Source organism: Frankia sp. R43 (genome assembly GCF_001306465.1).
Classification (GTDB): Bacteria; Actinomycetota; Actinomycetes; order Frankiales; family Frankiaceae; genus Parafrankia; species Parafrankia irregularis.
Genome location: NZ_LFCW01000006.1, coordinates 483,456 through 509,898, shown reverse-complemented (window position 1 = coordinate 509,898; position 26,443 = coordinate 483,456). Strand labels below are relative to the sequence as shown.

20 protein-coding genes and 1 riboswitch are annotated in these 26,443 nt (G+C 70.9%); of the genes, 18 read left to right on the top strand and 2 right to left on the bottom strand.

The window, feature by feature from the left end; all coding sequences use genetic code 11:
* The first annotated feature begins 469 nt into the window (after positions 1-469).
* Positions 470-708, top strand: a riboswitch (cyclic di-AMP (ydaO/yuaA leader).
* 1 nt (position 709) lies between these two features.
* The 15 genes from ACG83_RS26580 to ACG83_RS26510 all read left to right on the top strand — a co-directional run bounded on the left by ACG83_RS26580 (position 710) and on the right by ACG83_RS26510 (position 18,055).
* Positions 710-1,453: a transglycosylase family protein gene (locus ACG83_RS26580; RefSeq protein WP_054568959.1), complete on the top strand. Its 744-nt coding sequence runs from the start codon at positions 710-712 to the stop codon at positions 1,451-1,453.
* A gap of 135 nt (positions 1,454-1,588) precedes the next feature.
* Positions 1,589-2,017, top strand: a complete 429-nt coding sequence (locus ACG83_RS26575) for a DUF3151 domain-containing protein (protein ID WP_054568958.1) — start codon at positions 1,589-1,591, stop codon at positions 2,015-2,017.
* An 88-nt stretch (positions 2,018-2,105) separates the two neighbouring features.
* The gene (locus ACG83_RS26570) at positions 2,106-3,389 is read left to right on the top strand and encodes an adenylosuccinate synthase (RefSeq protein WP_054568957.1); all 1,284 of its coding nucleotides are present in this window, start codon (positions 2,106-2,108) and stop codon (positions 3,387-3,389) included.
* 145 nt (positions 3,390-3,534) lie between these two features.
* Entirely contained in the window at positions 3,535-4,533 is a 999-nt protein-coding gene (locus ACG83_RS26565) for a hypothetical protein (RefSeq protein ID WP_054569169.1), read from the top strand.
* Positions 4,534-4,621: 88 nt separating this feature from the next.
* A complete protein-coding gene (gene purD, locus ACG83_RS26560; protein WP_054568956.1) occupies positions 4,622-5,887 on the top strand; it encodes a phosphoribosylamine--glycine ligase in 1,266 nt (421 codons plus the stop codon).
* An 11-nt stretch (positions 5,888-5,898) separates the two neighbouring features.
* On the top strand, positions 5,899-6,447 hold the full coding sequence (purE, locus tag ACG83_RS26555) for a 5-(carboxyamino)imidazole ribonucleotide mutase (protein ID WP_054568955.1): 549 nt from the start codon (positions 5,899-5,901) through the stop codon (positions 6,445-6,447).
* Positions 6,444-7,751, top strand: a complete 1,308-nt coding sequence (purB, locus tag ACG83_RS26550) for an adenylosuccinate lyase (protein WP_006542335.1) — start codon at positions 6,444-6,446, stop codon at positions 7,749-7,751. Before purE ends, purB begins: the two co-directional genes overlap by 4 nt.
* 48 nt (positions 7,752-7,799) lie before the next feature.
* The gene (locus ACG83_RS26545; protein ID WP_054568954.1) at positions 7,800-8,711 is read left to right on the top strand and encodes a phosphoribosylaminoimidazolesuccinocarboxamide synthase; all 912 of its coding nucleotides are present in this window, start codon (positions 7,800-7,802) and stop codon (positions 8,709-8,711) included.
* Between the two features lie 229 nt (positions 8,712-8,940).
* Complete coding sequence (locus ACG83_RS26540; RefSeq protein WP_054568953.1) at positions 8,941-11,283, top strand: MMPL family transporter; 2,343 nt, start codon at positions 8,941-8,943, stop codon at positions 11,281-11,283.
* Between the two features lie 406 nt (positions 11,284-11,689).
* Positions 11,690-12,853, top strand: a complete 1,164-nt coding sequence (gene panC / locus ACG83_RS26535; RefSeq protein ID WP_054568952.1) for a pantoate--beta-alanine ligase — start codon at positions 11,690-11,692, stop codon at positions 12,851-12,853.
* Between the two features lie 3 nt (positions 12,854-12,856).
* Positions 12,857-13,363 carry an aspartate 1-decarboxylase gene (gene panD, locus ACG83_RS26530; protein ID WP_054568951.1) on the top strand — a complete coding sequence of 169 codons (507 nt, stop codon included), beginning with the start codon at positions 12,857-12,859 and terminating at the stop codon, positions 13,361-13,363.
* Positions 13,364-13,367: 4 nt separating this feature from the next.
* The gene (locus tag ACG83_RS26525; RefSeq protein WP_054568950.1) at positions 13,368-15,179 is read left to right on the top strand and encodes an L-aspartate oxidase; all 1,812 of its coding nucleotides are present in this window, start codon (positions 13,368-13,370) and stop codon (positions 15,177-15,179) included.
* Between the two features lie 83 nt (positions 15,180-15,262).
* Entirely contained in the window at positions 15,263-16,165 is a 903-nt protein-coding gene (gene nadC, locus ACG83_RS26520; protein WP_054569168.1) for a carboxylating nicotinate-nucleotide diphosphorylase, read from the top strand.
* Positions 16,165-16,926: a type III pantothenate kinase gene (locus tag ACG83_RS26515; RefSeq protein ID WP_006542342.1), complete on the top strand. Its 762-nt coding sequence runs from the start codon at positions 16,165-16,167 to the stop codon at positions 16,924-16,926. Before nadC ends, ACG83_RS26515 begins: the two co-directional genes overlap by 1 nt.
* Positions 16,927-17,098: 172 nt before the next feature.
* Entirely contained in the window at positions 17,099-18,055 is a 957-nt protein-coding gene (locus ACG83_RS26510; RefSeq protein ID WP_054568949.1) for an SGNH/GDSL hydrolase family protein, read from the top strand.
* Positions 18,056-18,178: 123 nt separating this feature from the next.
* Here the strand turns inward: ACG83_RS26510 and ACG83_RS26505 are convergent, their stop codons facing one another.
* Entirely contained in the window at positions 18,179-18,724 is a 546-nt protein-coding gene (locus ACG83_RS26505; protein WP_054568948.1) for a flavoprotein, read from the bottom strand.
* Between the two features lie 960 nt (positions 18,725-19,684).
* On the opposite strand from ACG83_RS26505, the gene ACG83_RS26500 reads away from it, so the two are divergent.
* The 3 genes from ACG83_RS26500 (at position 19,685) to ACG83_RS26490 (ending at position 25,545) form a co-directional block, all read left to right on the top strand.
* On the top strand, positions 19,685-20,647 hold the full coding sequence (locus ACG83_RS26500; RefSeq protein WP_235498192.1) for a ferric iron reductase: 963 nt from the start codon (positions 19,685-19,687) through the stop codon (positions 20,645-20,647).
* Between the two features lie 637 nt (positions 20,648-21,284).
* The gene (locus tag ACG83_RS26495; RefSeq protein ID WP_054568946.1) at positions 21,285-23,789 is read left to right on the top strand and encodes an ATP-dependent Clp protease ATP-binding subunit; all 2,505 of its coding nucleotides are present in this window, start codon (positions 21,285-21,287) and stop codon (positions 23,787-23,789) included.
* A 163-nt stretch (positions 23,790-23,952) separates the two neighbouring features.
* Positions 23,953-25,545 (top strand): metallophosphoesterase family protein, encoded by a 1,593-nt coding sequence (locus ACG83_RS26490; RefSeq protein WP_083473577.1) that lies wholly within the window; start codon positions 23,953-23,955, stop codon positions 25,543-25,545.
* A 303-nt stretch (positions 25,546-25,848) separates the two neighbouring features.
* Here the strand turns inward: ACG83_RS26490 and ACG83_RS26485 are convergent, their stop codons facing one another.
* Positions 25,849-26,403: a hypothetical protein gene (locus ACG83_RS26485; protein ID WP_054569166.1), complete on the bottom strand. Its 555-nt coding sequence runs from the start codon at positions 26,401-26,403 to the stop codon at positions 25,849-25,851.
* Positions 26,404-26,443 lie beyond the last annotated feature (40 nt).

Genomic DNA, 26,443 nt, shown 5'->3' with positions numbered 1-26,443 from the left:
CTCACCGCACCGGTCATGGCCAGATCGGTACCCGCCCCACACCGGCGATCCCGGTAGGCGGGCGTGGCGTCGGCGCTCTCCAGCTGCCGGTGGCCGGCGCCGTCGCCGGCCCCCCACCGCCCGCCGCCGACCCTCCCTGGCGCCGCCCCGTGTCCCCGGGCGCCCAGGCCTGGGCCGCCGAGCGGGCATCGCCGGTCATGGACCTTCCTCGGGTCATGGACCGTCCCGGCCTGAAGCCGGCAGGGGCGCCAGCCGCATGACGGACCCCCGGTGCGTCCGAGATGTCGAGGGGACGGTAATGTGGCGCGGTTCGGGTGTGATGACCATCTCCTCCACCCATCCGTCAATTGGCCCGTTCGGGTGACTCCGATATGGTCCTTTCCGATCCCGCCCTGGCCAGCGGGATTTGCGTCATGTAGGTAGATCTCGCTACAGTTCCGCCCACTCGCCTCCCCCCGGGGCGAGGTCGTGTGGACGGACGCCGAATCCTGCCCCCGTCCACTCGGCCGGTACTGGAGCGGACGACACAGGGCAGGAGTGGGGGACCCACCATCCGGGCGCATTCGTTGCGTCCTAGGGGTTAAGCCGGCGTACCGATACAGCCGGGACACACCGGTCCGCGAGGACGGGCCGGGTCCTGGTACGCCGACCGGGCAGCTTCCAGCCCGAACCCGACAGCTCACCCCGCAGGCGACGGGAAGGACACCTGATGCGGTCGCATGATCGTGATCCCGTCCGTTCGACCGGTCGTGGTGGCAGGCACCGCGCGGCGCAGCCGCCGTCCACCGCCACCCGTGTCCTGCGGACCACCGGGGCCGTCACGGCCCTGGTCGGAACGGGGCTCGCCGTCACCGCGGCCCCTGCCGGCGCCGCGACGGCGGATGATTTCGCCCGGCTACGCCAGTGCGAGTCCGGCGGCAACTACGCCATCAACACGGGCAACGGCTTCTACGGCGCCTACCAGTTCGACCAGCGCACCTGGACAGGCCTCGGCTACCCCGGTCGACCCGACCAGGCTCCGCCGGCGATGCAGGACGATGCCGCCTACAAGCTGTATGACTCGCGTGGCTGGTCACCGTGGCCGGCCTGCAGCAACAAGCTCGGCCTGACGCGCAACGGCCCGGCCCCGGAATCCTCGGGCACCATCGGCGATGCCGTCGAGCAGGCCCTCACCCCGGCCGAGCCCCCCATGACCCTCGAACGCGCACGCAGCCAGGTCGGCACCAACTTCGGCGGTGAAGCGCTGAACGTCGGCATGGGCGACGAGGTACGCGCCGACGCGTTCGTGTGGCAGGCCGAGATGCGCGAGCGCAAGTTCGTGCTGACGGTCGACGGCAAGTTCGGCCAGGAGTCCCAGGGCGTCGCCGCGCTCTACTCATACCTGACGCGGATCAGCGACGGGCAGCCCGGCGTGGTCGGGCAGAACCTGTGGAGCGCCACCGTCACCAGCTGACCTGGCTCCGGGTGCCTCATGCCAGTTTGGCAGGTCGTCGTATGCCTGGTTGGCATGTGGGCCGCGGCGGGACCAGCAGTCAGCCGGTGGGCCCGCCCGGCGCCGGGCGTGACGCCGGTCAGGCAGGATGTGCCCATGACGACACCGCCCGCGAACCAGAACCTGCTGTCGGGTCCGCCGCCGACGCTGCTTCCATCCGACGCCGCTGTGGTGGAGGCGATGACCTCGGGTGCGGGCGCGGAGTCCGTCGCGGCCCGTTTCCCCGCTGCCTGCCTCGGCTGGGCGATCCTCGCGGAGGAGGCGCTCGGCGCGGGTCAGCCGGTGGCGGCCTACGCCTACGCGCGTACCGGCTATCACCGGGGCCTCGATCAGCTCCGGCGGTCCGGATGGAAGGGCCACGGGCCCATTCCGTGGTCTCATGAGCCGAACCGCGGCTTCCTGCGCGCGCTGGCCGCACTGTCGCGGGCTGCGGCGGAGATCGGCGAGGACGCGGAGGCGACCAGGTGCCGCGAGTTTCTCGCCGACAGCGATCCGGTCGCACTCCGTGAACTCGACCTCGCATAGTAGTCATGAGATGGCATAACGCAGCGAGCTTTTCCCTGTCGAGGCCGATCGGGTCCCGACAGGGCGATATCCCTAGTAACCTCGCCCGGTGCCTGCTCTAGTCCTCATCGGCGCCCAGTGGGGCGACGAAGGAAAAGGAAAGGCGACCGACCTCCTGGGCGGCGCCGTCGACTACGTCGTTCGGTACCAGGGAGGTAACAACGCCGGCCACACGGTGGTGATCGGTGCGGAGAGCTACGCTCTGCACCTGATCCCCTCCGGAGTTCTGCGAGCCGACTGCGTCCCGGTCATCGGGAACGGTGTCGTCATCGACCCGGGCGTGCTGCTGTCCGAGATGGACGGGCTGCAGGCTCGGGGGGTCGACGTCTCCCGGCTGCTGATCAGCGCGGACGCACATCTGATCATGCCGCACCACCGGGCGCTCGACCGCGTCACCGAGCGATACCTCGGCAAGGCGCGGATCGGTACGACCGGCCGCGGCATCGGCCCCGCCTACGGGGACAAGGTCGCCCGCACCGGCATCCGTGTCCAGGACCTGCTCGACCCGGGCATCTTCCGGCAGAAGCTGGAGCTGGCGCTGCGGGAGAAGAACCAGGTCCTGACGAAGGTCTACAACCGGCGCCGGATCGATGTCGACGAGGTGGTCGAGGAGTACGCGGCCTACGCGCGGCGGCTGACGCCGCACATCGCCGACACCGGTCTCCTGCTGGACACGGCGCTGCGCGACGGCAAGGTCGTGCTTCTCGAGGGATCGCAGGGCACGCTGCTCGACGTCGACCACGGCACGTATCCGTTTGTGACCTCCTCCAACCCGACGGCCGGCTACGCGGCGACCGGGGCGGGGATCGGTCCGACCAGGATCAGCCGGGTCGTCGGGATCATCAAGGCGTACACCACCCGGGTGGGTTCGGGGCCCTTCCCCACCGAGCTCGACGACAAGGTCGGTGAGGAGCTCCGCCGGATCGGTGGCGAGTTCGGCGTGACGACCGGCCGGGCGCGGCGCACCGGCTGGTTCGACGCGGTGATCGCCCGCTACGCCGTACGGGTCAACGGGCTCACCGATCTGTTCCTGACAAAGCTCGACGTGCTTTCGGGCTTCGACACCGTGCCGGTCTGCGTCGGCTACGAGATCAACGGCAGGCGGACCGACGAGATGCCGATGACGCAGACGGACTTCCACCACGCGAAGCCGATCTACGAAGAGCTCCCCGGCTGGCATGAGGACATCTCCGGTGTGACGGACTTCGCCGACCTCCCGGACGCCGCCCGGGCGTACGTGGCGACGATCGAGGAGATGTCCGGAGCCCCGGTGTCGGCTGTGGGTGTCGGTCCCGGCCGGGCACAGACCCTGGTGATCAACGAACTGCTCTGATCACGCTGTCGCGCCACACTGGCGCACGACGCCCCGATTCGGCGCGGTGATCCCCCACGCGCCGACAACGGCCTCGGGTTGCGCTACACAGAGTTACGGCCCAGGCTGACGTCGTCACAGTTGGCGACGACCGGGGGTGATGACGATGGCGGGGCTACCGCCGCACCCCTCCTGGGACGACGACCGCGCCGACGCGCGCGACAGCGGGCCGACCCAGCCGGTGCCGACGCCCGCGTCGACATCGGCGTCGGCGTCGGCGTCGGCGTCGGCGTCGACCGAGCTCGACACGACGAGGGCGACCGCGCCGCGTCAGCCCAGCCCGGCCCGCTGGTCGCCGACGGTCCGGCCGGATCATCCGCTTGGACGCGGAATCGACCCGGCGACCTGGCCGGTCGGCTTCTCCCCGACCGGGGAGGCGCTCCCGGAGACCCTGACCGATGTCCTGCTGCGCGGAAGCCACGCGATCCGCAGCTCGAAACGCGCCGAGGCGCTGCGTCTGGAACGGGCGGCGGCCATCGCCGAACACGTCCAGGCGCAGATCACGGAGTTCCTCTCCTTCTGCGCGGCGGAGAATCTGACGCCCCCGGTGACGGTGCGCGCGAACGGGCGGCGGGCGGACCGCGGCTGGGACGCCGGCGTCAGCGGCGCCGGCTCGGGCCGGCCGGGATCGATCCGGACCCCCGGGGCCGGGGCCGGCTTCGACGAGGGCCACGGCGATCGCCGCGTTCGCGGCGGGCGTCGCGGTCGTCACGATGAGGACGATCACGGTGAGGACGCCGTGGAGGCCGAGGATGGTCCGTCCGCGGACCGGCGGGGCGTGCGGGGCGCGGGTGGCCCGCACGATCACCGGCGGCCGCTGCTGCGTCGCGAGCGGCTGCACGCCTGGCCGCTGCTCTACTGGCGGTGTGAGAGCTTCCCTGCCCCCGGCCGGTCGCTACACCTGTTCGTCGAGCCCGGCGGACGCACCTTCGAGGGCCGGGACGACCCGGCACCGCTGACCGTGCTCGGCCGCGAGCCCCACGTGTGGCCCGTCGACGCTCCGGCCATCGTCCAGACCATGGCCGAGGTCGATGCCCGGCGCTGCGCGCTGCACCTCGTGCACGGCATGGCCCACCTGCTCTGGCAGGCCGGGGTCGGCCTCTGAGACCACGGTAAAAAGGCTCAACGATCAAGGCGCGCGCTAACCTGGACCCCGTGACTTCCGCGGCTGCGTCCTTCGCCCCCTCCAAGCGATGAAGGTTCTTGTTGTCGGGTCCGGTGGGCGTGAGCATGCTCTTTGCCGCGCGCTCTCCCGGGATCCGGCGGTCGGCGGGCTCGTGTGCGCCCCTGGAAACGCTGGTACAGCGGAGCTTGCCGAGCCACGCCCGCTTCGGGTCGAGGATCCGGACGCGGTCGCCAGCCTGGCCGAGACCGTCCACGCCGACCTGACCATCGTCGGCCCGGAGGTCCCGCTGGTGGCGGGTGCGGGCGACGAGCTTCGGGCCCGCGGGCTCCCGGTGTTCGGGCCGTCCGCCGCCGCGGCACGGCTGGAGGGCAGCAAGGCCTTCGCGAAGGAGATCATGCGCGCGGCCGGCGTGCCGACGGCCGACTCACGAGATCACACCGAGATCTCCTCGGCGCTGGCCGACCTCGACACGTTCGGCCCGCCCTACGTGGTGAAGTACGACGGCTTGGCGGCCGGCAAGGGCGTCACGGTCACCACTGACCGGGACGTGGCGGTCGAGGCCGTGCGTGCCAGCCTGCGTGACACCGACGACCGGGTGGTTCTGGAGGAGTACCTCGACGGGCCCGAGGTCTCGCTGTTCGCGATCGTGACCGAGTCCGGCGCGATCGTGCCGCTTTCGCCCGCTCAGGACCACAAGCGGGTCGGCGACGGTGACACCGGCCCCAACACCGGCGGCATGGGCGCGTACACCCCGCTGCCCTGGGCGCCCGCGGGTCTGGTCGACGAGGTGGTCCGTACCGTGATCCGACCCACGGTGGACGAGATGGCACGGCGCGGCACCCCGTTCACAGGCCTGCTCTACGCCGGGCTGGCGCTGACGTCCCGTGGCCTTCGTGTGGTCGAATTCAACGTTCGCTTCGGTGACCCCGAGGTTCAGGCGATCCTGGCCCTGCTGAACTCGCCGCTGACCGCGGTGCTGTCCGGCCGCGTGCGCCCGACGTGGCGTTCCGGGGCAGCGATCACCGTCGTCGTCGCGGCGCCCGGCTACCCCACGGCGCCTCGGCTCGGTGGCCCGATCCGTGGTCTCACCGCCGCGGGGGCGCTGACCGGTGTCGATGTGCTACATGCCGGGACTCGCCGCGACGAGAGCGGGCAGGTCGTCGCATCGGGTGGCAGGGTGCTCTCGGTCACGGCCATCGGCTCCAACCTCGAGTCCGCGCGAGGATCGGCGTACGAAGCGGTCAGCCGCATCTCGCTCGACGGGGCGCACTACCGCACTGACATCGGGGACCCGTCCCGGATGCCCCACGCGGGAACCAGCAGAAACCGGTAGGAAGCAGAGGAGTGAGCGTGTCTCAGGGCAAGTCGTCGCAGAGCAACGGATCGGGTGGCAGCTCGGCTGGGCCGCGGGTGGCGATCGTCTACGGCTCTCCGTCGGACACCCAGACCATGAGTAAGGCCGGTGCAACGCTGGAGCGTTTCGGCGTCACCTACGAGGAGGTCTCGCTCTCCGCGCACCGTGCGCCGCGCACCCTGGCCGAGTGGGTCGGGCAGCTGCGCGAGCGGGGGATCTCCATCGTGATCGCGGGCGCCGGGCTCGCCGCGGCGCTGCCCGGAGCGGTCGCCTCGATGACGACACTGCCCGTGATCGGCGTCCCGATCTCCGGCGGCGCGCTGGACGGGATGGACTCGATGCTGGCCATCGCGCAGATGCCGCCCGGCGTGCCGGTGGCGACGGTGGGGCTCAACAACTCGACGAACGCGGCGATCCTGGCGATCCAGATCCTCGCGCTCGGCGACCCTGACCTGGGGCTGAAGCTGGCGACGTTCAAGGACGAGTTCGAGCAGGCGGCGGCCGACTCCCTCGCCGACGTCGCGGCGGCGCGCGCATGATCGGTCGTTACACACTGCCCGACATGGGCCGGGTGTGGTCCGAGGCCAACAAGTACGAGTTGTGGTGCAAGGTCGAGGTCCTCGTCATGGAGGCCCACGCGGCCGCCGGGCGCATCCCCGCCGACTCGGTGGACCCGGTGCGCGCCGCGCCCGCGCCGACACCCGAGGCCGTCGCGGAGGTCGAGGCGGTCACCCAGCACGACGTGATCGCCTTCCTCACCGCCTGGGCGGACAACACCGAGCCACGTTCCGCCGCGGCCTACGTGCACTTCGGGATGACCTCGTCGGACCTGCTCGACACCGCGCTCGCCTGCCAGCTCGTCGAGGCCACCGACCTGCTGCTGGCGCGGGCCGACCGGCTCGTCGCCGCCCTGCGCGACCTTGGTCTGGCGCACCGGGAGACGCTGCGGGTCGGGCGTACCCACGGCATCCACGGCGAGCCCACCGTGTTCGGGCACCGGGTCGCCGACCTGGCGTTCGGTATGGCGCGGTGCCGTGACCGGCTGCGCGCGGCGCGGGCGGACGTCGGCGTCGCGAAGATCTCCGGCGCGGTCGGCACCTACTCCAACATCGACACCGATGTGGAGAGCTACGTCGCGGACAAGCTGGGGCTGACCCCGGCGCCGGTCGCGACGCAGGTCGTCCTGCGGGACGGGATCGCGTCCTGGGTGGCCGCGCTCGCCGGCCTCGCGACGGTGTGCGAGGCGGTCGCGCTGGAGGTGCGGCACGGCCAGCGCACGGAGGTCCGTGAGCTGTCGGAGCCGTTCGGGTCGGGCCAGAAGGGCTCGTCCGCGATGCCGCACAAGAAGAACCCGATCATGTCCGAGCGCATCGCCGGGCTCGCCCGGATCGTGCGGGCCCAGTACGTGCCCGTGCTGGAGGGTGTCCCGCTGTGGCATGAGCGGGACATCTCACACTCGTCGACCGAGCGCATCGCCCTGCCAGACGCCGCCTGCGGCGTGGACTACCTGCTGCACCTGACCACCCGGCTCGTCGACGGCCTCGTCGTCGACCGGGCCCGGATGCGGGCGAACCTCGACGCCACCGGCGGCCTCGTCTACACCTCGGCGGTGCTGCTGGAACTCGTCGAGACAGGGCTGTCACGCGAGGACTCCTACGCCATCACCCAGGCCGCCGCCATGGAGACCTGGCAGACGGGCGTGCCGTTCCGCGAGACGCTGCGCAAGCACGCGGCCGACCGCGGGCTGCCCCTCGACGAGGCCCGCCTCGACCAGGTCAGCCGGCCGGAACGCTACGTCGAACGGCTCGGCCCCGTCTTCGACCGGCTCGCCGCGCTGGTCTGAGCCACCAGCACGGCCGCCCGGCCCGCGGCCGGACGGTACGGTCAGACCATGCCGCTGACACATGAGGAGTTCGCCGGGCTCACGCACCTGGGCTCAGGAAAGGTACGCGAGCTGTTCGCCGTCGGGGACGACGCGGTACTGCTCGTCGCGAGCGATCGCATCTCGGCTTTCGACGTCGTGCTGCCCACCGAGATCCCCGACAAGGGGGCGGTTCTCACCGGGCTTTCGCTGTGGTGGTTCGACCAGCTGCGTGACCTGGTGCCCAGTCATGTGATCAGCTCCAGCGTGGACGAGTACCCCGCGGAGCTCGCTCCATACTCCGAGCAGCTCCGCGGCCGTTCGATGCTGTGCCGGCGGCTGGACATGGTCCAGATCGAATGCGTCGCCCGCGGCTACCTGACCGGCAGCGGGCTGAAGGACTATCGCCGCACCGGCGCGGTCAGCGGTCACCCGCTCCCGCCCGGGCTGGAGGACGGCAGCAAGCTGCCCACGACGATCTACACCCCGTCGACGAAGGCGCCCATCGGCGAGCACGACGAGAACATCAGCCGAGACGACGCCGCCGGCCGGGTCGGCAAGGAGCTGGCCGCCGAGCTGGAGCATCTCACCCTCCAGATCTTCGGCCGGGCCAGTGACCTCGCCGCCGAGCGCGGGATCCTGCTCGCCGACACCAAGTTCGAGTTCGGCCACGACACCGACGGCGTGCTGCGGCTCGCCGACGAGGTGCTCACCCCCGACTCGTCCCGGTTCTGGCCCGCCGACGCCTGGACGCCTGGCGGGGCGCAGCCGTCCTACGACAAGCAGTTCATCCGCAACTACCTGGTCGACACCGGGTGGGACCGTAACCCGCCGGCGCCGGAGCTCCCGGCCGACATCGTCGAGTCGACCCGGGCGCGCTACGTCGAGGCGTACGAGCGACTGACGGGAATCTCCTTCCAGGACTACCTGTCCACCGCCTGAGCCGGCGAAGCGCCGACCGCGAGGGCTGAGCGGGAGCGCCGACCGGCAGCGGGAGCGCTGACCGGGAGCGCTGACCGGGAGCGCTGACCGGGAGCGCTGACCGGGAGCGGGAGCGCTGCCGAGGCACCGACCGGGGGACAGCCCTACCCTGTCCCCGCCAGCGCTCCGCACCCCGGATTCGGCGGTCCGCCGCAGTGACCGAAGGCTCGCGCAGCGAGATCGTTCTCGCATGCGCACGAGACCTCCGATCACATCGACGTCGCACCATTCGACCCGTTCCACGCCTGCCACCCACCTGGCCGCCCGGGCGGCCAGGTGGAGCGTGCGGCACCGGCGGCTGGCCATCGGGGGATGGTTCCTCGGCGTTGTCCTTCTGACGGTGCTGGGCTCCCTGGTCGGCACTCACACGCTGACCGACAGCGACTACGGCGTCGGCGAGGACGCGCGCGCCCGGCGCACCCTCGCCGACCACGGCTTCACGACTCCCGCCAGCGAGAACGTGCTGATCCAACGGCCGGACGCGGCGAGCAGCCCCCAGACGCTCCTCGCCGACCAGCAGCTCCGCGGGGCGATCGGGGACGTCGCCGAGCGGGTCCTCGCCACCGGCGCGGTGACGAACCTGCGGGCGCCGGTCACGCTGCCGCAGGCCGACACCGAGGCCGACCTCGGCCTCGTCTCCCCCGATCGGCGCTCGGTTCTGGTGACGTTCGAGATCCTCGGCGACGCCGACACCGCCACCGACCGGATCGAGCCGGTGCTCGCCGCGGTTGACGCCGCTGCCCGGGAGCATCCAGGCCTGCGTGTCGAGGAGGTCGGCGAGGCCAGTGCCGAAAAGGCACTCGGAGACACCGTCGGCAAGGACTTCAAGCGGGCCGAGCTGCTCGCGATTCCGTTGACTCTGGGCATTCTGCTCGCGGTCTTCGGTGCCGTGGTCGCCGCGCTGATCCCGGTCGTGCTCGCGCTGACCGCCTTTGCCGCGGCGCTGGGCGTGGTCGCGTTCAGCAGCAGGCTGCTGCCGACAGACGAGACCGCGACGTCGGTCATGCTGCTCATCGGCCTGGCCGTGGGGGTCGACTACGCGCTGTTCTACATCCGGCGCGAGCGGGCCGAGCGGGCCGCCGGGCACAGCCCGCGGCAGGCGCTGGAGATCGCCGCGGACACATCGGGGCACGCGGTCCTGGTCTCCGGGCTGACCGTCGCCGTGTCCATGGCGGGCCTGCTGATCACAGGCCTGGACGTCTTCAGCGGGGTCGCCGGCGGCACGGTGATCGTGGTCCTGATCGCGGTCCTCGGCTCGCTGACCGTCCTGCCCGCGGTGCTGTCCTGGCTGGGTGACCGAGTCGAGCTGCTGCGGCTGCCGGGGCGCCGCCGGGTCACCGACCGCACCCCGGCTCACTCCGCCGCCAACAACAACACCGGGACCGGCCCCGCGCGACTCGGGATCATGGGGCGCCTGCTGCGCCATCCCGGCCCGGTCGCCGTCGTCACCGGTGGGCTGCTGGTCCTGCTCGCCCTGCCGGCGTTCGGGCTGCGGACCAGCGAGCCCGGCATCGACGACCTCCCCGACGACCTGCCGATCATCCAGTCCTACGACCGGGTCGAGGCGGCCTTCCCCGGCGAGCAGAGTGCCGCGGTGGTGGTCGTCTCCGCCGACGACGTGCGCTCGGCCGAGGTGGCCGCGGCCATCACCGGGCTCAGGCGCGAGGCCGTCGCCACCGGGGTGATGTACGAGCCGATCACGACCGAGATCAGTGGCGACGGCCGGGTGGCGAAGATCGCCATCCCGATCGCCGGAAGCGGTACCGACGACGTGTCCCAGCGGGCGCTGGCCAGGCTGCGTGACACGGTGATCCCGGCGACCGTCGGCGCCGTCCACGGGACATCCGCCGACGTCACCGGCCGGACCGCGGGTTCGGTCGACTTCAACCGGCAGCTCAACGGGCGGACCCCGCTGGTGATCGGCTTCGTCCTCGTCCTGGCGTTTCTGCTGCTGCTGGCGGCCTTCCGCAGCGCGCTCGTGGCCGCGGCGGCCGTGGCGCTGAACCTGCTCTCGGTCGCCTCGGCATATGGCCTGCTCGTGGTCGTGTTCCAGCACCACTGGGCGGATGACCTGCTCGGCTACACCTCCACCGGCACCATCACGAACTGGCTGCCCCTGATGCTGTTCGTGATCCTGTTCGGGCTGTCGATGGACTACCAGGTCTTCGTGCTCAGCCGGGTCCGGGAGGCATACAGCGCCGGGCTTCCGATGCGCGAGGCGGTGCTGGCCGGCGTCCGGAGCAGTGCCGGTGTGGTCACCAGCGCCGCCGTGATCATGGTCGCCGTGTTCAGCGTGTTCGCGACGCTTTCACAGGTGAGCATGAAGCAGCTCGGGGTCGGTCTGGGCGCCGCGATCCTGCTCGACGCGACGGTGATCCGGGTGATCCTGATGCCCGCTGTCCTCACCCTGATCGGCGAACGTGCCTGGCGCCGCCCGGCGGTCACCGCGGCCGGGGTGTCCGTGCCGAGGCCGTCGACGAGCCCGGACGCCACCCTCGTCTCTCCGGCGCGAGGCGCCGTGACCGGCGAGTAGGCCCTTCAGGCCAGGCAGGCCCATCCAGCCGGGCAGCGCAGCAGGGCAGCAGGGCCGGCCGGCGGGCAGGACGGACACAGCGGACGAGCTTCAGGGACTTTTCGAGTCCGCAAGATCTGAGGGTTTTCGTCGTTCCCACGACCAGGATCCTCGGATTTTGCCTGGAGGCAGTCGGACGGCCCGGGGGTCGCCTGCCCGCCGCGATCTCGGCCACACCCGCCCACTCGCCGATCATGGACACCGAGCCGCCGCCCGAGATCTCCCCGGGCGGCAGCTGTCCGTTACTGCCCCCTAATCGGGCGATACGGAAAGACAGCCAGGTCACAGAGGGGTTCAGGGGACGTTGCGGGCGAGCTACAGTGTCCGCGACGTCCGGTACCCCACCCGAGGACTGGAACGAATCCGAATGCCTGTACTCATGCCTGCTCAGATGCCCATCACCCCGCGCCCGGCACCAGCCGGCACCGCGAGCCCGGCACCGGCCGCATCACGTGGCACCGCCCGGCCCATCGTCGTCCGCACCCGCGCCGAGCTCGCCGCGGCACTGGCCCGGCCGGTCGTCCGCAGGGAGCAGACCGCCGTGGCATCCGCGGACCAGACACCCCCCGACCACACCCCCACGGACCCGGCCCCGGCGGGCCAGGCCCCCGCAGCCTCCACTCCCCAGTCGGGGGAGGCGCGGGAGGCGGCACCCGCCCAAGGTGTCCGCGGTGTCGTCATGACCATGGGTGCGCTGCACCGCGGTCACGCCGCCCTGATCAGGGAGGCCCGGCGGCGCACCGACCAGGTCGTGGTCACGATCTTCGTCAATCCGTTGCAGTTCGGGTCCGGCGAGGACCTCGACCGCTACCCCCGCACCTTCGCCGCCGACCTGGACGTCTGCGCCAGCGAGGGGGCCGACATCGTCTACGCGCCGAGCGTGGTGCACGACCCGGCTCCGCTGGTCACCCTGAGTGCCGGGCCACTGGGCGACGTCCTGGAGGGAGCGTCCCGGCCGGGCCACTTCGACGGGATGCTTACCCTGGTGGGGACCATGTTCCACCTTGTCCGGCCGGATGTGGCGTTCTTCGGCCGCAAGGACGCCCAGCAGCTGGTCTGCATCCGCCGCATGGTCGACGACCTGGCGTTTCCGCTGGAGATCGTCGGCGTGCCGACGGTGCGTGACACCGACGGGCTCGCTCTTTCGAGCCGCAACGCCTACCTCGACGCCGACCAGCGGCGCAGCGCGCTGGCTCTCTCCCGAGCACTGGCGGCCGGCGCCGCCCGGGCCACCGAAGGCGCCGATGCCGTGCTCACCGCGGCCTGGGCGGAGCTCGCCTGCGAGCCCGGTGTGGACGTCGACTACCTGACCCTTGCCAGCCGGTCCGACCTCGGGCCGGTCTCCACCGGACCTGCACTGCTGCTGGTCGCGGCCCGGGTCGGGACCACCCGGCTCATCGACAACATCGACCTCGTGCTGGCCGACCCGGCGGCACAATCCGCACAATTCGCACAATCCGCGCGACAGTCCGCCGGCCGGCAGCCGGCCGCGGCCCACGCACCCGACGGCAACGGTTACCAGGGGGTCTGACCGGTGTTTCGAACCATGCTCACCTCCAAGATCCACCGGGCGACGGTGACGCAGGCCGACCTGCACTACGTCGGCTCCGTCACGATCGACGCCGACCTGATGGAAGCCGCCGACCTGCTTCCCGGCGAGCAGGTGACGATCGTCGACATCAACAACGGCGCACGCCTGGAGACCTACGCGATCACCGGCCCGGCGGGCAGCGGTGTGATCGGGATCAACGGGGCGGCGGCCCGCCTGGTGCATCCCGGCGATCTCGTCATCATCATCTCGTACGGGATCATGGACGACGCCGAGGCGCGGCGACACACCCCCAAGGTCCTCTTCCTCGACGCGCAGAACCGCATCATCGGCCGCGGCGGCGACCCGGCGGAGGCCCTCCCCGGCGACCCGTCCAGCCTGCGCGGCGATGTCCTGGCCGCCGGCGACGTTCTGGCCGCCGGTGGCGTCCTGGGCTCCGGCGCCGTCCTGGGCTCCGGTGACATCGTGGGCGCCGGGCAGGGGAGGGCGTAGCCCGGTGCCAGTTCTCCCACACCGACTCGGCGCACCGCGTCCGGGCTGGAGCCGGGACGCGGACGTCGTGGTCATCGGATCCGGGATCGCGGGTCTCACCACGGTCCTGCGCACCCGGGCAGCCAGCCCGGACCGCCGGGTCCTCCTCGTCACCAAGGCCCTGCTGGACGCCGGTTCGACCCGCTGGGCACAGGGCGGGATCGCCGCGGCCCTGAGCGCCGAGGACTCCCCTGCCGAGCACCTGCGCGACACCCTCGTCGCCGGCGTCGGCCTGTGCGACCCGGCGGCGGTCGAGGTCCTGGTCTCCGAAGGCCCGGCCCGGGTACGCGAGCTCGCGGCCCTCGGTGCCCGGTTCGACCGGGACGCCGGCGGCGACTTCTCGCTCACCCGCGAAGGCGGGCACCTGCGCGACCGGATCGCACATGCCGGCGGCGACGCCACCGGGCTGGAGGTCGAGCGGGCACTGATCGCCGCGGTGCGCGCCGACCCGGCCGTCGAGGTGCTGGAGAACGCCCTCGTCCTGGACCTGCTGATGGATCAGGCGGGCCGGGCGGTCGGTGCGACTCTGCACGTCCTCGGGGCGGGCAGCCAGGATGGCGTCGGCGCCGTGACAGCCCGGGCGATCGTGCTGGCCACCGGCGGAATGGGGCAGATCTTCGCGTCGACGACCAACCCGGCGGTCTCGACCGGTGACGGCGTCGCGCTCGCCCTGCGGGCCGGCGCGGTCGTGACGGACCTGGAGTTCGTCCAGTTCCATCCGACCGCGCTGTGGCTGCCCTCCCCCGAGGCCGGTCAGCAGCCGCTGGTCAGCGAGGCGCTGCGCGGCGAGGGCGCGCTGCTGGTGGACGCCGCCGGCCGGCGGGTGATGCGCGACGTCCATCCGCTGGCCGACCTCGCGCCCCGGGACGTCGTCGCGAAGCAGATGTCGCGGGTGATGGCGGAGCAGGGGGTGGACCACCTCTACCTGGACGCCCGCCACCTGGGCGCCCAGACCCTGCTGCGCCGGTTCCCGACGATCACCGCGCGCTGCCGGGAGGCCGGGGTCGACCCGGTGACCGCACCGATTCCGGTCGCTCCGACGGCGCATTTCGCCAGCGGCGGGGTCCGCACCGACCTGTGGGGGCGGACCAGCGTTCCCGGGCTGTACGCCTGCGGGGAGGTCGCCTGCACCGGGGTGCACGGCGCCAACCGGCTGGCGTCGAACAGCCTGCTGGAGGGCCTGGTCTTCGCGGCGCGCATCGCCCAGCACATCTCCGAACAGGACACATCGAGCTGGGACGGATCCCAGGATCCGGCCGCTTCACCGCTCGACGGTGCCGCCGCGGTGATCGGTGTCCCGGCGGGCGCTCGTGGCCGCGGTCTGACGGACCCGACCGAACGCGGCGACCTGACCCGGGCCATGTCGGATGGCGCGGGCGTGTTGCGCAGCGCCGAGAGCCTGCGGGCGACCGGAAAGATGCTGGCCGGCCTCGGCGATCTTCGGGTCAGCGGGGCCACGGTCACCGCCGGCCCGGCGGCCTGGGAGATGACCAACCTGCGGATGGTGGCGACCGCGCTGGTCGCCGCGGCCCAGATGCGCACCGAGACCCGGGGCTGCCACTGGCGGGAGGATTTCGCCGACCGCGATGACGAGCACTGGAGCGGACACGTGCTGACCAGGCTGGACCCGGAAGGGGAGCTGATCTTGACGTACGAGGCACCGCCGCGGCCGGCCGAAGCCGGCTCGGCCACGTCTGTCTCACCGTGGGCCCGGCAGGACCGACCGACATCGGACTCCGCCGCTGCTTCCGCTTCGTCCCGGCTCCGGTCGGCATGAGCCCCACCCGCGTCGGGCCGGCGGAGCCGTCGACGACGGCCAGGAACACAGCCGAGACGACGGCCGAGGCGACAGCGGAGACGATGCCCGCCCAGATCTCGGTGCCGGTCCTGGCTGCTCTGAGATCCACCGGGCTGGCCGAGTCGGTGGTCTTCGACGTGATCCGTCGAGCGCTGAACGAGGACCTTCCGGGGCCCGACGGCGAGGACGCCACCTCGGCCGCGACCGTGGACGCGGCGCTGACGAGCCATGGCTCGGTAGTGTCCCGCGCCCACGGTGTGGTCGCGGGGGTGCCGGTCGCCGCCGCGGTGTTCGAGTTCCTTCTCGGTCCCGCCGTCACCGTGACACCGGTGATCGCCGACGGTGACCGGGTGGCCCCGGGCACGGCGGTGCTGCGGGTCAGTGGGCCGGTGCGTGGTCTGCTCACCGCCGAGCGAACGGCGCTGAACCTGCTCTGCCATCTCTCCGGCGTGGCCACGGCGACCCGGCGATGGGTGGACGCGGTCGCCGGCACGGGCGCGGTCGTGCGGGACACCCGCAAGACGCTCCCGGGCCTGCGGGCGTTGGAGAAGTACGCGGTGCGCTGCGGCGGCGGCAGCAACCACCGGATGTCGCTGACCGACGCCGCGCTGGTCAAGGACAACCATGTGATCGCGGCGGGCGGGGTGGCGGCGGCCTTCGCGGCCGTGCGCGCCCGCTTCCCGCACCTGGCCGTCGAGGTGGAGTGCGACACCGTGGAGCAGGTGGCCGAGGCGGTGGGCGCCGGGGCCGACCTGATCCTCTGCGACAACATGTCACTGGACGATCTTCGTGCGTCGGTGGCCATCGCCCGGCCCGCGGGCGTCCTGCTGGAGGCGAGTGGCGGGCTGACCCTGGACGTCGCCGCCGCGGTCGCCTCGACCGGCGTCAACTACCTGGCCGTCGGTGGTCTCACCCACTCGGCGCCCGCTCTCGACCTTGGCTTCGACCTTGCGGTGGCCGGCTGATGCTGCTGACGATCGACGTTGGTAACACCAACACCGTCCTGGGCGTGTTCGACGGCGCCCAGCTCGCCAACTCGTGGCGGATCCGCACCGATCCCCACGCCACCGCGGACGAGATGGGGCTCCTCTATACCGGTCTGCTCGGCAGCCACCAGATCGACGGTGTCTCCGTGTGCTCGACCGTCCCGGCGGCGCTACGCGAGATCCGCCGGATGGTGAGCCGCACCTACCGGGGCATCCCGACCGTCGTGGTCGAGCCGGGCACCCGCACCGGGGTGCCGATCCTCATCGACAACCCGAAGGAGGCGGGGGCCGACCGGATCATGAACACACTGGCCGCGCACCACCTCTACGGCGGACCGGCGATCGTGGTCGACTTCGGGACGTCCACCAACCTCGACGTCGTCTCGGAACGCGGCGAGTTCCTGGGTGGCGCGCTCGCGCCCGGCATCGAGATCGCCCTGGACTCACTCGCCTCGCGGGCCGCCCAGCTCCGCAAGGTCGAGCTCACGACGCCCCGCTCGGTGATCGGTAAGAGCACGGTCGAGGCACTCCAGTCGGGCATGATCTACGGGGCGGCCGGGCAGGTCGACGCGCTGGTCCGGCGCATCCGCGCCGAGCTGGGCGCCCCGGCCACCGCGATCGCCACCGGTGGGCTCGCCTCGCTGGTGCTCAAGGAGAGCGAAACTCTCGACAACCATGAGCCGCATCTGACCCTGATCGGCCTAAGGCTTGTCTTCGAGAAGAATGCGGAGACACGCTGACGCCGTACCGTCTCACCGCGCGGTCCGGTGACCGGAGATCCGAGCGGTTCACGCTTTCACCGCGGCGTGCTTATGCATCGCCGAGGGCAGTGTCGGTCGGTTCTCCGGCGTGTCGGGCGCCCAGCGGGTCGGAATTCCTCCGCCGGTCACGGACGCGGGTTAGCCTCTCTCCATGCGGCACAGAACGTGGGCGGTCTCACGAATCCCTGGTCCACGCAGGCAACGTGCGTCCGGGTCGTCCCGATCTCTCCCGACCGGCCCGTTCCTCCGGCGTTCGCCGTTCACCTGGGCCGCATTCCTCGCGTCAAGCACACTGATTTTCCTCACGGCGGCGCCGGCTGCGACGGCCGGCGCGCAGCCCACCGCGACGGGCGGGCTCACGATCGCCGCGCTCGGCGATTCCTACTCCTCCGGCGAGGGCTCGCCGCCGTTCCTGGCCGACGCGGGCAGCTGCCGCCGTAGCACCGGCGCGTGGCCGCGGCTGCTCGCCACCCTCGATCCGCCGATCACCACCGTGCTGCATGCCGCCTGCGGTGGTGCGACGACGAAGGAACTCACCACGTCCCAACGGGGCAACCCCTCGCAGCTCGACCAGTTGCGGGCGCTGCCGAAGGCCCCGGACGTGGTGACGATCACGATCGGCGGCAATGACGCCGGATTCGGCCGGGTCATCATGAGCTGTGTGCTCTGGAAGTGCTTCTGGGACGGTAACGACCGGCGGCGGCGGGACTACCTGCAGGACGAGCTCCCGGGAATTCTCGTCACCACCTACAAGGAAGTGAAGGCAGCGGCGCCGAACTCGCGGATCGTCGTCGTCGGATATCCCGACATCTTCCCTCGATCCCAGCGAAACAACACCTGCCGTTGGCTCGACAGCAGCGAGCGCAGGCAGCTTGTCAGCCTGAACAACACCCTCAATCGGACGATTCGTCGGGCTGCCAAGGATGCCGGCGTCGAGTTCGTCGCCACCAGCAGATCCCTGCGCGACCACGAGATGTGCACCAAGGATTCGTGGGTCAACCGGGTGGGCCTTCTCAGCGCGGACCGAGACCTGAGCGCTCACCCCACCCAGGCGGGCCAGGAAGCGATGGCCCGGACGATCCACGACGCCCTGGTCGACAAACGCTGACCGATCAGTCGGCCGATCGGACCGCGGCTTGATCGGACCACCGCTGACTGCCCAACTGCTGGCCGGACCGCCGCTGACTGCCCAGCCGCTGGCCGGGCAGCAGCTGACAGACCAGTGGCGACGTCAACGCACCAGGTGCGGGTGTCGTTCGAGCTCCTGCAGCGCCCGCTGGCTGTCCGCGCCATCCCAGCCGCCCGAGACCCGGTCAGCGTCCTGCGGCGTCCAGCGGTCCAGCATCCGCACACCGGCGGAACGCAGCGTCTGGCAGGACGTCGCATAGGCGGGGTGGGCCGCCTGCGCGGCGGTGAGGCACGGCGCGACGACGGCTGGCAGGCCGAGCCCCAGAGCTTCGGTCAGCAGACCCAGGACGAGCGTGTCCGCGATACCCGCCGCCCACTTGTTGATCGTGTTGAAGGTCGCCGGGACGACGGCGAAGGCGGTCGGTGGTGGAAGCACGTCCGGCTGCCCCGGGAGCTTGTAGTCGGTCCGGACGGGATGCCCGCTGACCGCGGCCAGCGCCGGCAGGTCGAGCCATGCCGCGGCACGCGACGTCGTCACGACGCACACGTCCCAGCCGCCCTGCTGGGCCTGCGCCACGAAGTCGGCGGCGGCGAGCGCGGGCGGTGCCGCGCAGACGACGTGGTAGAGCACACGCTGCGGTGACGTCATGGCTCCTAGTCTGGACTGTGCGTGACCGGGACAGGGTCGGGATCCGCGGCCGATCCGCCCCTAACTTGTTGATCTCGATCGGCGCGATCCCGAGGCGTGCTCACGGGGCGACGCGGTTCCTCCGCTCCTGGAGCCGCGGCCTCGGACCGCGCCGCCACCACGGCTGGTGTTGCTACCGGACAAGATCATGGGATTTTGGTCGCCAGAACGACCAAAATCCCATGATCTTCCCACCCGCAAACCCCTCCGACTTCTCACGGTCGCCAGGCAACAGCGGGTAGTGTCCGCCTCCCGCCAAAATCCCCAGCTCAGGGGCGCGCGGGCGCGATTCGCACCACCAGCGCCACTGAACCCAGGATCCCCACCGGAAAGTCCGAAGATCCGAGGATCCTGGTCACCCCCGAGCGGGTCGACGATCGATCTTGACTGTCGCCGGCCTGCTACCCGCGACGCTCCGAGAGCGACCGGAATCCCCCACTTCTCCGCCGCGTCGGATACCTCGGATACCGGAGTGGGCCGGACCGCGACGCCCGCGCGACAGCAGGTCCCGCCGACGCCAGCCAGAACTCCACAACCTGGACCGCGACGACTCCCTCACCGGAAGAAGTTTCGCTCCCGCGAGTGTCACGGATCGGCTGCGCGGCACCACGGGCCGTCCCAAGATAAGGTTAGCCTCACTTCTTGATCTCAGGATGAGGAGTCGACGCCGGGACACTCGGTTCCCGGAGTCGGCGCTCGCATCGACCGCCTGTCGCCAGGCGTCGGGCAACCGACTCCACCGGGGGGCCAAGGCCACGAGCCGGACCCCCTGGGCAGGTTGTGACCATTTTCAACAAATGGGCCCGCGACCGGCGAATCCACAGGTCAGCGGGCCGCCGGCGACCAGGGCGCCTGGAGCGACCGCGACAGGTGGGCGACTCCGAGTTGACTGTCGAGTTGAAGTTAGGCTTACCTAACGCCATGTCTCACGCGCCGCCCCGTCACCCGCAGCACCTGCCCACGGGTACCTCCGGCCTGCCGGTCGACCTGGCGGTCCGTGCCACCAGCCTGCCCGGCCTCGAAACCACCCTGCGCACGGTGCGGGCGGCGCTGGACCACCGCCGGGCGATCGCCGGTCCGCCACCGTCGCCGGACGGCTGGATCCGGGCCGACCAGCTGCTCGATCCCGCAACGCTCGACGAGGCCCTCGCCGTCGTCCGCGATCACAACCAGGCCACGGCGGAGGTCGCCGTCAGCTACTTCACCGCGTGGTACGCCGCCACCATCGTCGGCCCGGCCATCGCGATGTTCGTCCTGACCCGGCGGGTGCCGGACCTTGACCCCGCCGGGATCTCGGTGCACTGCCACGAGGGCGGATGGTTCGACAGCACGGCGTTCCACCGCCCGCGGCTGGCACTGCTGCGCTCCGATCCGGCGCTTGCCGATCACCTCGACCTGCTCGACGCGAAGGTGAGCGTCGAGCTCGGCGGCACCGACCCGATCGAGGTGACGAGGGTCGCGGCGGACGTCGACGCCCTGCGGGCGCAGCTCGTCGGCCAGATCATCGGCCACCTGGAACCGGTGATCAACAGCCTCCGGTCACGGGCGCGGCTCGGACACGCGGCCCTGTGGGGAGCGGTGGCGTCCCAGTGCGGGCGGGCGTTTCTGCTCACCGAACGGGTGAGTGGCGATCCGCATATCGGGCGCCTGGAGGCGGACGCCTTCTTCGCCGACGCGGCGCCGACCCTGCGGGCCCGGCCGACGTGGCAGCAGTTCGTCCACCACGGCCGGACCTACACGGGTATGCGCCGCGGATCATGCTGCCTGGCGCATCGGCTGACCGAGGAGTTCTGCACCGCCTGCCCGTTCGTGGCCACGGACGAGCGTGAGCACCGGCTACGGGAGTGGATCGACGCCCAGGGACCCGGCGGTCTGGCCGTCTGAGACGCCCGCCGCAGGGCAGGGGAACAGTGAGCAGCAGCAAACCCAGTTATGAGGTGACGGCGATGAGCTGAGGCCAGCCGTGACAGGACGTCGACGAGGACCCCAAGCCCCCCGCCTGCCTACGGGGCGTGCACGACCGGCGTGGGCAACGGTCGGCGATGTCACAGAAGATGTCACGAGAATCAACGCCGGAAGGGAACCTGGCGACCACATTCGGCCAAATGTGATCCGTATCACACCCTCGACCCAGGCGTATACGTTACCGTCGGTAGTGCCGGCTTGGGCCGGTGACGGTTGGTCGCGGTCCGAACCGCTCCCACCGCCAGCACGGAGCATCGCGGCTCCGAGCGCGAATCTGATCATCATCGCCCGCCCCGTCGAGCCACACACCGAGGTTGTCGGGGTCGACATGTCGTTCCGCTCTTGGCGGAACCACGTGACGGAATCATGCCTGGTCGGCCACGGTTGCCTTGAACGTCTCCGCTGGTAGGCCGGCGATCCGGCCGCAGCGCCGTCCCCGACGAAGAGGGCGGTTCCGGCGGGTAGGTTTCTGTTCGATGCGTGAGGACATGCCTCGGCGGAGCTAGCATGCGGATACCGGCTGTCGTGTGGTCGGTCGCAGCTCGAAGGAGCGCACATGTTCGAGAGGTTCACCGACCGGGCACGTCGGGTCGTCGTCCTGGCTCAGGAAGAAGCCAGGATGCTCAACCACAACTACATCGGGACCGAGCACATCCTGCTCGGCCTGATCCACGAGGGCGAGGGCGTCGCTGCTAAGGCCCTCGAGTCGCTCGGGATCTCGCTCGAGGGTGTGCGGTCGCAGGTCGAAGAGATCATCGGTCAGGGTCAGCAGGCGCCGAGCGGGCACATCCCGTTCACGCCCCGGGCCAAGAAGGTCCTTGAGCTGTCCCTGCGTGAAGCTCTGCAACTCGGCCACAACTACATCGGCACCGAGCACATCCTGCTCGGCCTCATCCGTGAGGGCGAGGGCGTCGCCGCCCAGGTGCTGGTCAAGCTCGGCGCGGACCTCAACCGGGTCCGCCAGCAGGTCATCCAGCTCCTGTCCGGCTACCAGGGCAAGGGCGACCCGGCCACCGCCGGCGCCCCGGCCGAGGGCACGCCGTCGACCTCGCTGGTCCTCGACCAGTTCGGCCGCAACCTCACCGCGGCCGCTCGTGAGTCCAAGCTCGACCCGGTCATCGGGCGCGAGAAGGAGATCGAGCGCGTCATGCAGGTGCTGTCGCGCCGGACGAAGAACAACCCGGTCCTCATCGGCGAGCCCGGCGTCGGCAAGACCGCCGTCGTCGAGGGGCTCGCGCAGGCGATCGTCAAGGGCGAGGTGCCCGAGACCCTGAAGGACAAGCAGCTCTACACCCTCGACCTCGGCGCTCTCGTCGCCGGGTCCCGCTACCGCGGTGACTTCGAGGAGCGGCTGAAGAAGGTCCTCAAGGAGATCCGCACCCGCGGCGACATCATCCTGTTCATCGACGAGCTCCACACGCTCGTCGGCGCGGGTGCCGCCGAGGGCGCGATCGACGCCGCCTCCATCCTCAAGCCGATGCTGGCGCGCGGCGAGCTGCAGACGATCGGCGCGACCACCCTGGACGAGTACCGCAAGCACCTGGAGAAGGACGCCGCCCTGGAGCGGCGCTTCCAGCCCATCCAGGTCGCGGAGCCGTCGGTGGCGCACACCATCGAGATCCTCAAGGGCCTGCGCGACCGGTACGAGGCGCACCACCGCGTCTCGATCACCGACGCCGCCCTCGTGGCCGCGGCCTCCCTGGCCGACCGCTACATCTCCGACCGGTTCCTGCCGGACAAGGCGATCGACCTGATCGACGAGGCCGGGTCCCGGATGCGCATCCGCCGGATGACCGCTCCGCCGGACCTGCGCGAGTTCGACGAGCGCATCGCGAACGTCCGCCGGGACAAGGAGTCCGCGATCGACGCGCAGGACTTCGAGAAGGCCGCGTCGCTGCGCGACAAGGAGAAGACCCTGCTGGCCGAGAAGGCCAAGCGGGAGAAGGAGTGGAAGGCCGGGGACATGGACGTCGTCGCCGAGGTCGGCGACGAGGAGATCGCGGAGGTCCTCGCGATCTGGACCGGCATCCCCGTCTTCAAGCTCACCGAGGAGGAGACCGCCCGCCTCCTGCGCATGGAGGACGAGCTGCACAAGCGCGTCATCGGCCAGGAGCAGGCGATCAAGGCCGTCTCGCAGGCGATCCGGCGTACCCGCGCCGGGCTGAAGGACCCGAAGCGCCCCGGTGGCTCGTTCATCTTCGCCGGCCCGTCCGGTGTCGGTAAGACCGAGCTGTCGAAGACGCTGGCGGAGTTCCTCTTCGGCGACGAGGACGCGCTGATCCAGCTCGACATGTCCGAGTACATGGAGAAGCACACCGTCTCGCGGCTGGTGGGCTCCCCGCCCGGCTACGTCGGGTATGAGGAGGGTGGCCAGCTCACCGAGCGGGTCCGGCGCAAGCCCTTCTCCGTGGTCCTGTTCGACGAGGTCGAGAAGGCCCACCCGGACGTCTTCAACACGCTCCTGCAGATCCTGGAGGACGGTCGCCTGACCGACTCCCAGGGCCGGCTGGTCGACTTCAAGAACACCGTCCTGATCATGACGTCGAACCTGGGCACTCGGGACATCTCCAAGGGCCCCGGCATCGGCTTCGCGACCGGTCAGGGTGCGATCGACTACGAGCGGATGAAGGCGAAGGTCCAGGACGAGCTCAAGCAGCACTTCCGGCCTGAGTTCCTGAACCGGATCGACGACATCATCGTCTTCCACCAGCTCTCCGAGGTTGAGATCATCCAGATCGTCGACCTCATGCTGGCCCGCGTCGACTCGCAGCTGAAGAACAAGGACATGGCGCTGGAGCTCACTCCCGCCGCCAAGGCCCTGCTCGCCAAGCGCGGTTACGACCCGGTGCTGGGCGCCCGGCCGCTGCGCCGGACGATCCAGCGGGAGATCGAGGACGTCCTGTCCGAGAAGATCCTCTACGGGACGCTGCGTCCCGGCGAGATCGTCGTCGGCGACGTCGAGGGCGAAGGCGAGGAGGCGAAGTTCGTCTTCCGCGGCGAGACGAAGCCGAACTCGGTGCCGGACGCCCCGCCGATCGACCTGGCCAAGTCCAGCGAGTAGCACTGTGTCGGTAGTGTGACCGACGGTTCCGGCTGTCGGTCACACCGACCGGCGCACACCACCGCCAGACCTGTTCGAAGGGCGGTTGCGCGTCACGCGTAACCGCCCTTCGGCATGTTCACCGCACACCGCACCGGCTCGCCATCGACCCGCATCGGAAGTCATGCCTCGCCGCCACCAGGACGAAGACCAGTCCGCAGCGCCGCGCCGACAGTCCGACGGGCTGGCCAGGCACGGCGTACACCTCACCTTCGGTCCCGATCCGGCCAGCTCGATGATCGTCTCCTGGATCACCAGGTCGCCCGTGCTGCGACCCGAGGTCCGCCTGCGGCCGGCGCCCATCGACGACACCGCCACCGCGACGGACGCCGCCACCGCCACTGCGACCGACACTGCCGCCGGCACCGGCACCGGCATCAAGGTCGACGCTGTCACCCGCTCGTACACCGACGCGGTGACCCGCCAGGAGATCTTCGCCCATCACGCGCTGCTCGAAGGCCTGGAACCCGACACCGAGTACCGCTACGAGATCTCGATGCGGGTACCGGGCAACGCCCCGTTCCGGCACCGCGGCTCCGGTCGGCTGCTCGAGCTGGGCGGTTCCACCTTTCGTACCGCCCCCAGCGGCCGGACGGCGTTCTCCTTCACCTGTTTCGGAGACCACGGCACGGATCACCCCGAGGACCCGTTCGGTACCGCGGCCTCGGCGACGCTGGTGGCCGGGATCGAGCGCGTGGCGCCACTGTTCACCCTGGTCAACGGCGACCTGGCCTACGCGAACGTCAACGCCGTCCCACCGGTCGCCTGGTCGGGCTGGTTCGAGATGATCAGCGCCTCCGCCCACCGCCGCCCCTGGATGCCGAGCGCCGGCAACCACGAGATCGAGCGCGGCAACGGTGCGCTCGGCCTGGCCGCCTACCAGACGTACTTCCAGCTACCGAGCAACGACGACGAGCCCTACCTCGACGGCCTCTGGTACGCGTTCACCGTCGGCGGCGTCCGATTCGTCGTGCTCAGCGGCGACGACGTCTGCTACCAGGACGCCGGCCGGGTCTACCTGCACGGGTACAGCTCCGGCCGGCAGACCGCGTGGCTGGAGCGGGAGCTGAAACAGGCCCGGGCCGACCGGGACGTCGACTGGATCGTCGCCGTCGCGCACCAGCCGGCGATCTCCACCGCCGCCCACCACAACGGCGCCGACCTGGGGCTGCGTGAGGAGTGGCTGCCCCTGTTCGACCAGTACGGCGTCGATCTGGTGCTGTCCGGGCACGAGCATCACTACGAACGCACCCACCCGCTGCGAGGCGTCATCGAGGGGACACCGACCCGGACACCCCGCCCCGTACCGGCTGCCGCCACCACCGAGAACGGCGCCCTCACGATCGACACCTCGGCCGGGGCCGTGCACCTGCTCGTCGGTACGGGCGGCTCGTCGACGCCGTCCGCCCACGAGCTGTTCGATCCACCGGCCTGCCAGGTGGTCGTCGGCGTGCGCGACCCCGCACCCGGCCAACGGCATCACCCGGCGATCCGGGAGATGGAGTCCGCACCGTGGCTCGCCGCACGCTTCCCGGACCACCCCTACGCCTTCGCCGGCTTCGAGGTTGATCCGGGCACTCCGGGCGGGACGACCCGGATCGTGGTGACGGTCTACGACTCGTCCACGGCCGAGCCCGTCCCCTTCGACACGTTCACCCTGGTCCGCCCCCGCGGCGATGCCGACGGACCGTGGTCGCCCGCGCTGGACGGCGTCTAGGGCCGGACGGCGCCACCCGTACCCGCCACGCCACGCCACCACAGCCTTGGCCGACAGCAGCGGCAGCCCGAGCCCGAGCCCGAGCCCTGATGATTTTCGTCGTCCCCGCGACCACAATCCTCAGATCTTGTCCGGCAGCAGCGACCACTCGAAGTCCGAGCTCGAGAATCCGAGGATTTTGGCCGTTGTAGCCAAAATCCTCATCTCTTCACCTTTCGCCCCTTCAGATTCCGGAAAAAGGCAGGACAGAGGCGGGAGCGGGGAGAAAAGCGAGGTCGGGGGCAGGAGGCCGAGGCGCCGCGCTCAGGTCCGGCGGACGGCCATCCGCACCGACTCCCATCCCGGCCAGCCGACGAACCAGACCACCAGGACGACGGTGAGCCGGACGATCCAGGCCCCAAGCTCGGCGGTGTCACCGCTGCCGGCACCGGCGCCGCCCACCAGCACCATCATCAACGCGAGCAGCCCGCAGGCCACGGCCCAGGCCACGGCGGCCTTGCCGAACTCACGCCACTCGTACCGGAGCCGTTCCCGGGTGCCGCGTGGAGCGGGCTTCGGTACCGGCGGGCCCGCTCCGAGGCGGTGCGCCACCCGCCTGTCCGCCCAGCGGACCATGCTGTGCCCGAAGGCGACCGAGAAGCCGAGATAACCCGCTGAGAGCCCGTGGACGAACGTGGCGTCGGCCCCGCCCCGCAGGTCCGTGACGGTCGCACCGAGCAGCACGACGTCCACCAGCGGCACGCTGAGGAGCAGTGCGGCCGACAGCCGTTGCCGGCGCAGGACGTACCTGGCCAACAGACCGCTCGCCAGCAGAAGCCAGAATCCGATCTCGCAGCCGACCAGTACCGCGACAAGCATGTGCACCACACCTCCTCGGCGAGAACCCTCCCTCCGTTGT

Excerpts from the sequence above, each read along its gene's own strand:
- ACG83_RS26580 (WP_054568959.1), top strand. The coding sequence starts at position 710 with ATGCGGTCGCATGATCGTGATCCCGTCCGTTCGACCGGTCGTGGTGGC.
- ACG83_RS26505 (WP_054568948.1), bottom strand. The coding sequence starts at position 18,724 with ATGACGTCACCGCAGCGTGTGCTCTACCACGTCGTCTGCGCGGCACCG.
- ACG83_RS26485 (WP_054569166.1), bottom strand. The coding sequence starts at position 26,403 with ATGCTTGTCGCGGTACTGGTCGGCTGCGAGATCGGATTCTGGCTTCTG.
- ACG83_RS26515 (WP_006542342.1), top strand. The coding sequence starts at position 16,165 with ATGCTGCTGACGATCGACGTTGGTAACACCAACACCGTCCTGGGCGTG.
- ACG83_RS26500 (WP_235498192.1), top strand. The coding sequence starts at position 19,685 with ATGTCTCACGCGCCGCCCCGTCACCCGCAGCACCTGCCCACGGGTACC.
- ACG83_RS26490 (WP_083473577.1), top strand. The coding sequence starts at position 23,953 with ATGCCTCGCCGCCACCAGGACGAAGACCAGTCCGCAGCGCCGCGCCGA.
- nadC (WP_054569168.1), top strand. The coding sequence starts at position 15,263 with ATGCCCGCCCAGATCTCGGTGCCGGTCCTGGCTGCTCTGAGATCCACC.
- ACG83_RS26575 (WP_054568958.1), top strand. The coding sequence starts at position 1,589 with ATGACGACACCGCCCGCGAACCAGAACCTGCTGTCGGGTCCGCCGCCG.
- ACG83_RS26545 (WP_054568954.1), top strand. The coding sequence starts at position 7,800 with ATGCCGCTGACACATGAGGAGTTCGCCGGGCTCACGCACCTGGGCTCA.
- purD (WP_054568956.1), top strand. The coding sequence starts at position 4,622 with ATGAAGGTTCTTGTTGTCGGGTCCGGTGGGCGTGAGCATGCTCTTTGC.
- ACG83_RS26495 (WP_054568946.1), top strand. The coding sequence starts at position 21,285 with ATGTTCGAGAGGTTCACCGACCGGGCACGTCGGGTCGTCGTCCTGGCT.
- purB (WP_006542335.1), top strand. The coding sequence starts at position 6,444 with ATGATCGGTCGTTACACACTGCCCGACATGGGCCGGGTGTGGTCCGAG.
- ACG83_RS26565 (WP_054569169.1), top strand. The coding sequence starts at position 3,535 with ATGGCGGGGCTACCGCCGCACCCCTCCTGGGACGACGACCGCGCCGAC.
- ACG83_RS26510 (WP_054568949.1), top strand. The coding sequence starts at position 17,099 with ATGCGGCACAGAACGTGGGCGGTCTCACGAATCCCTGGTCCACGCAGG.
- ACG83_RS26540 (WP_054568953.1), top strand. The coding sequence starts at position 8,941 with ATGCGCACGAGACCTCCGATCACATCGACGTCGCACCATTCGACCCGT.
- panC (WP_054568952.1), top strand. The coding sequence starts at position 11,690 with ATGCCTGTACTCATGCCTGCTCAGATGCCCATCACCCCGCGCCCGGCA.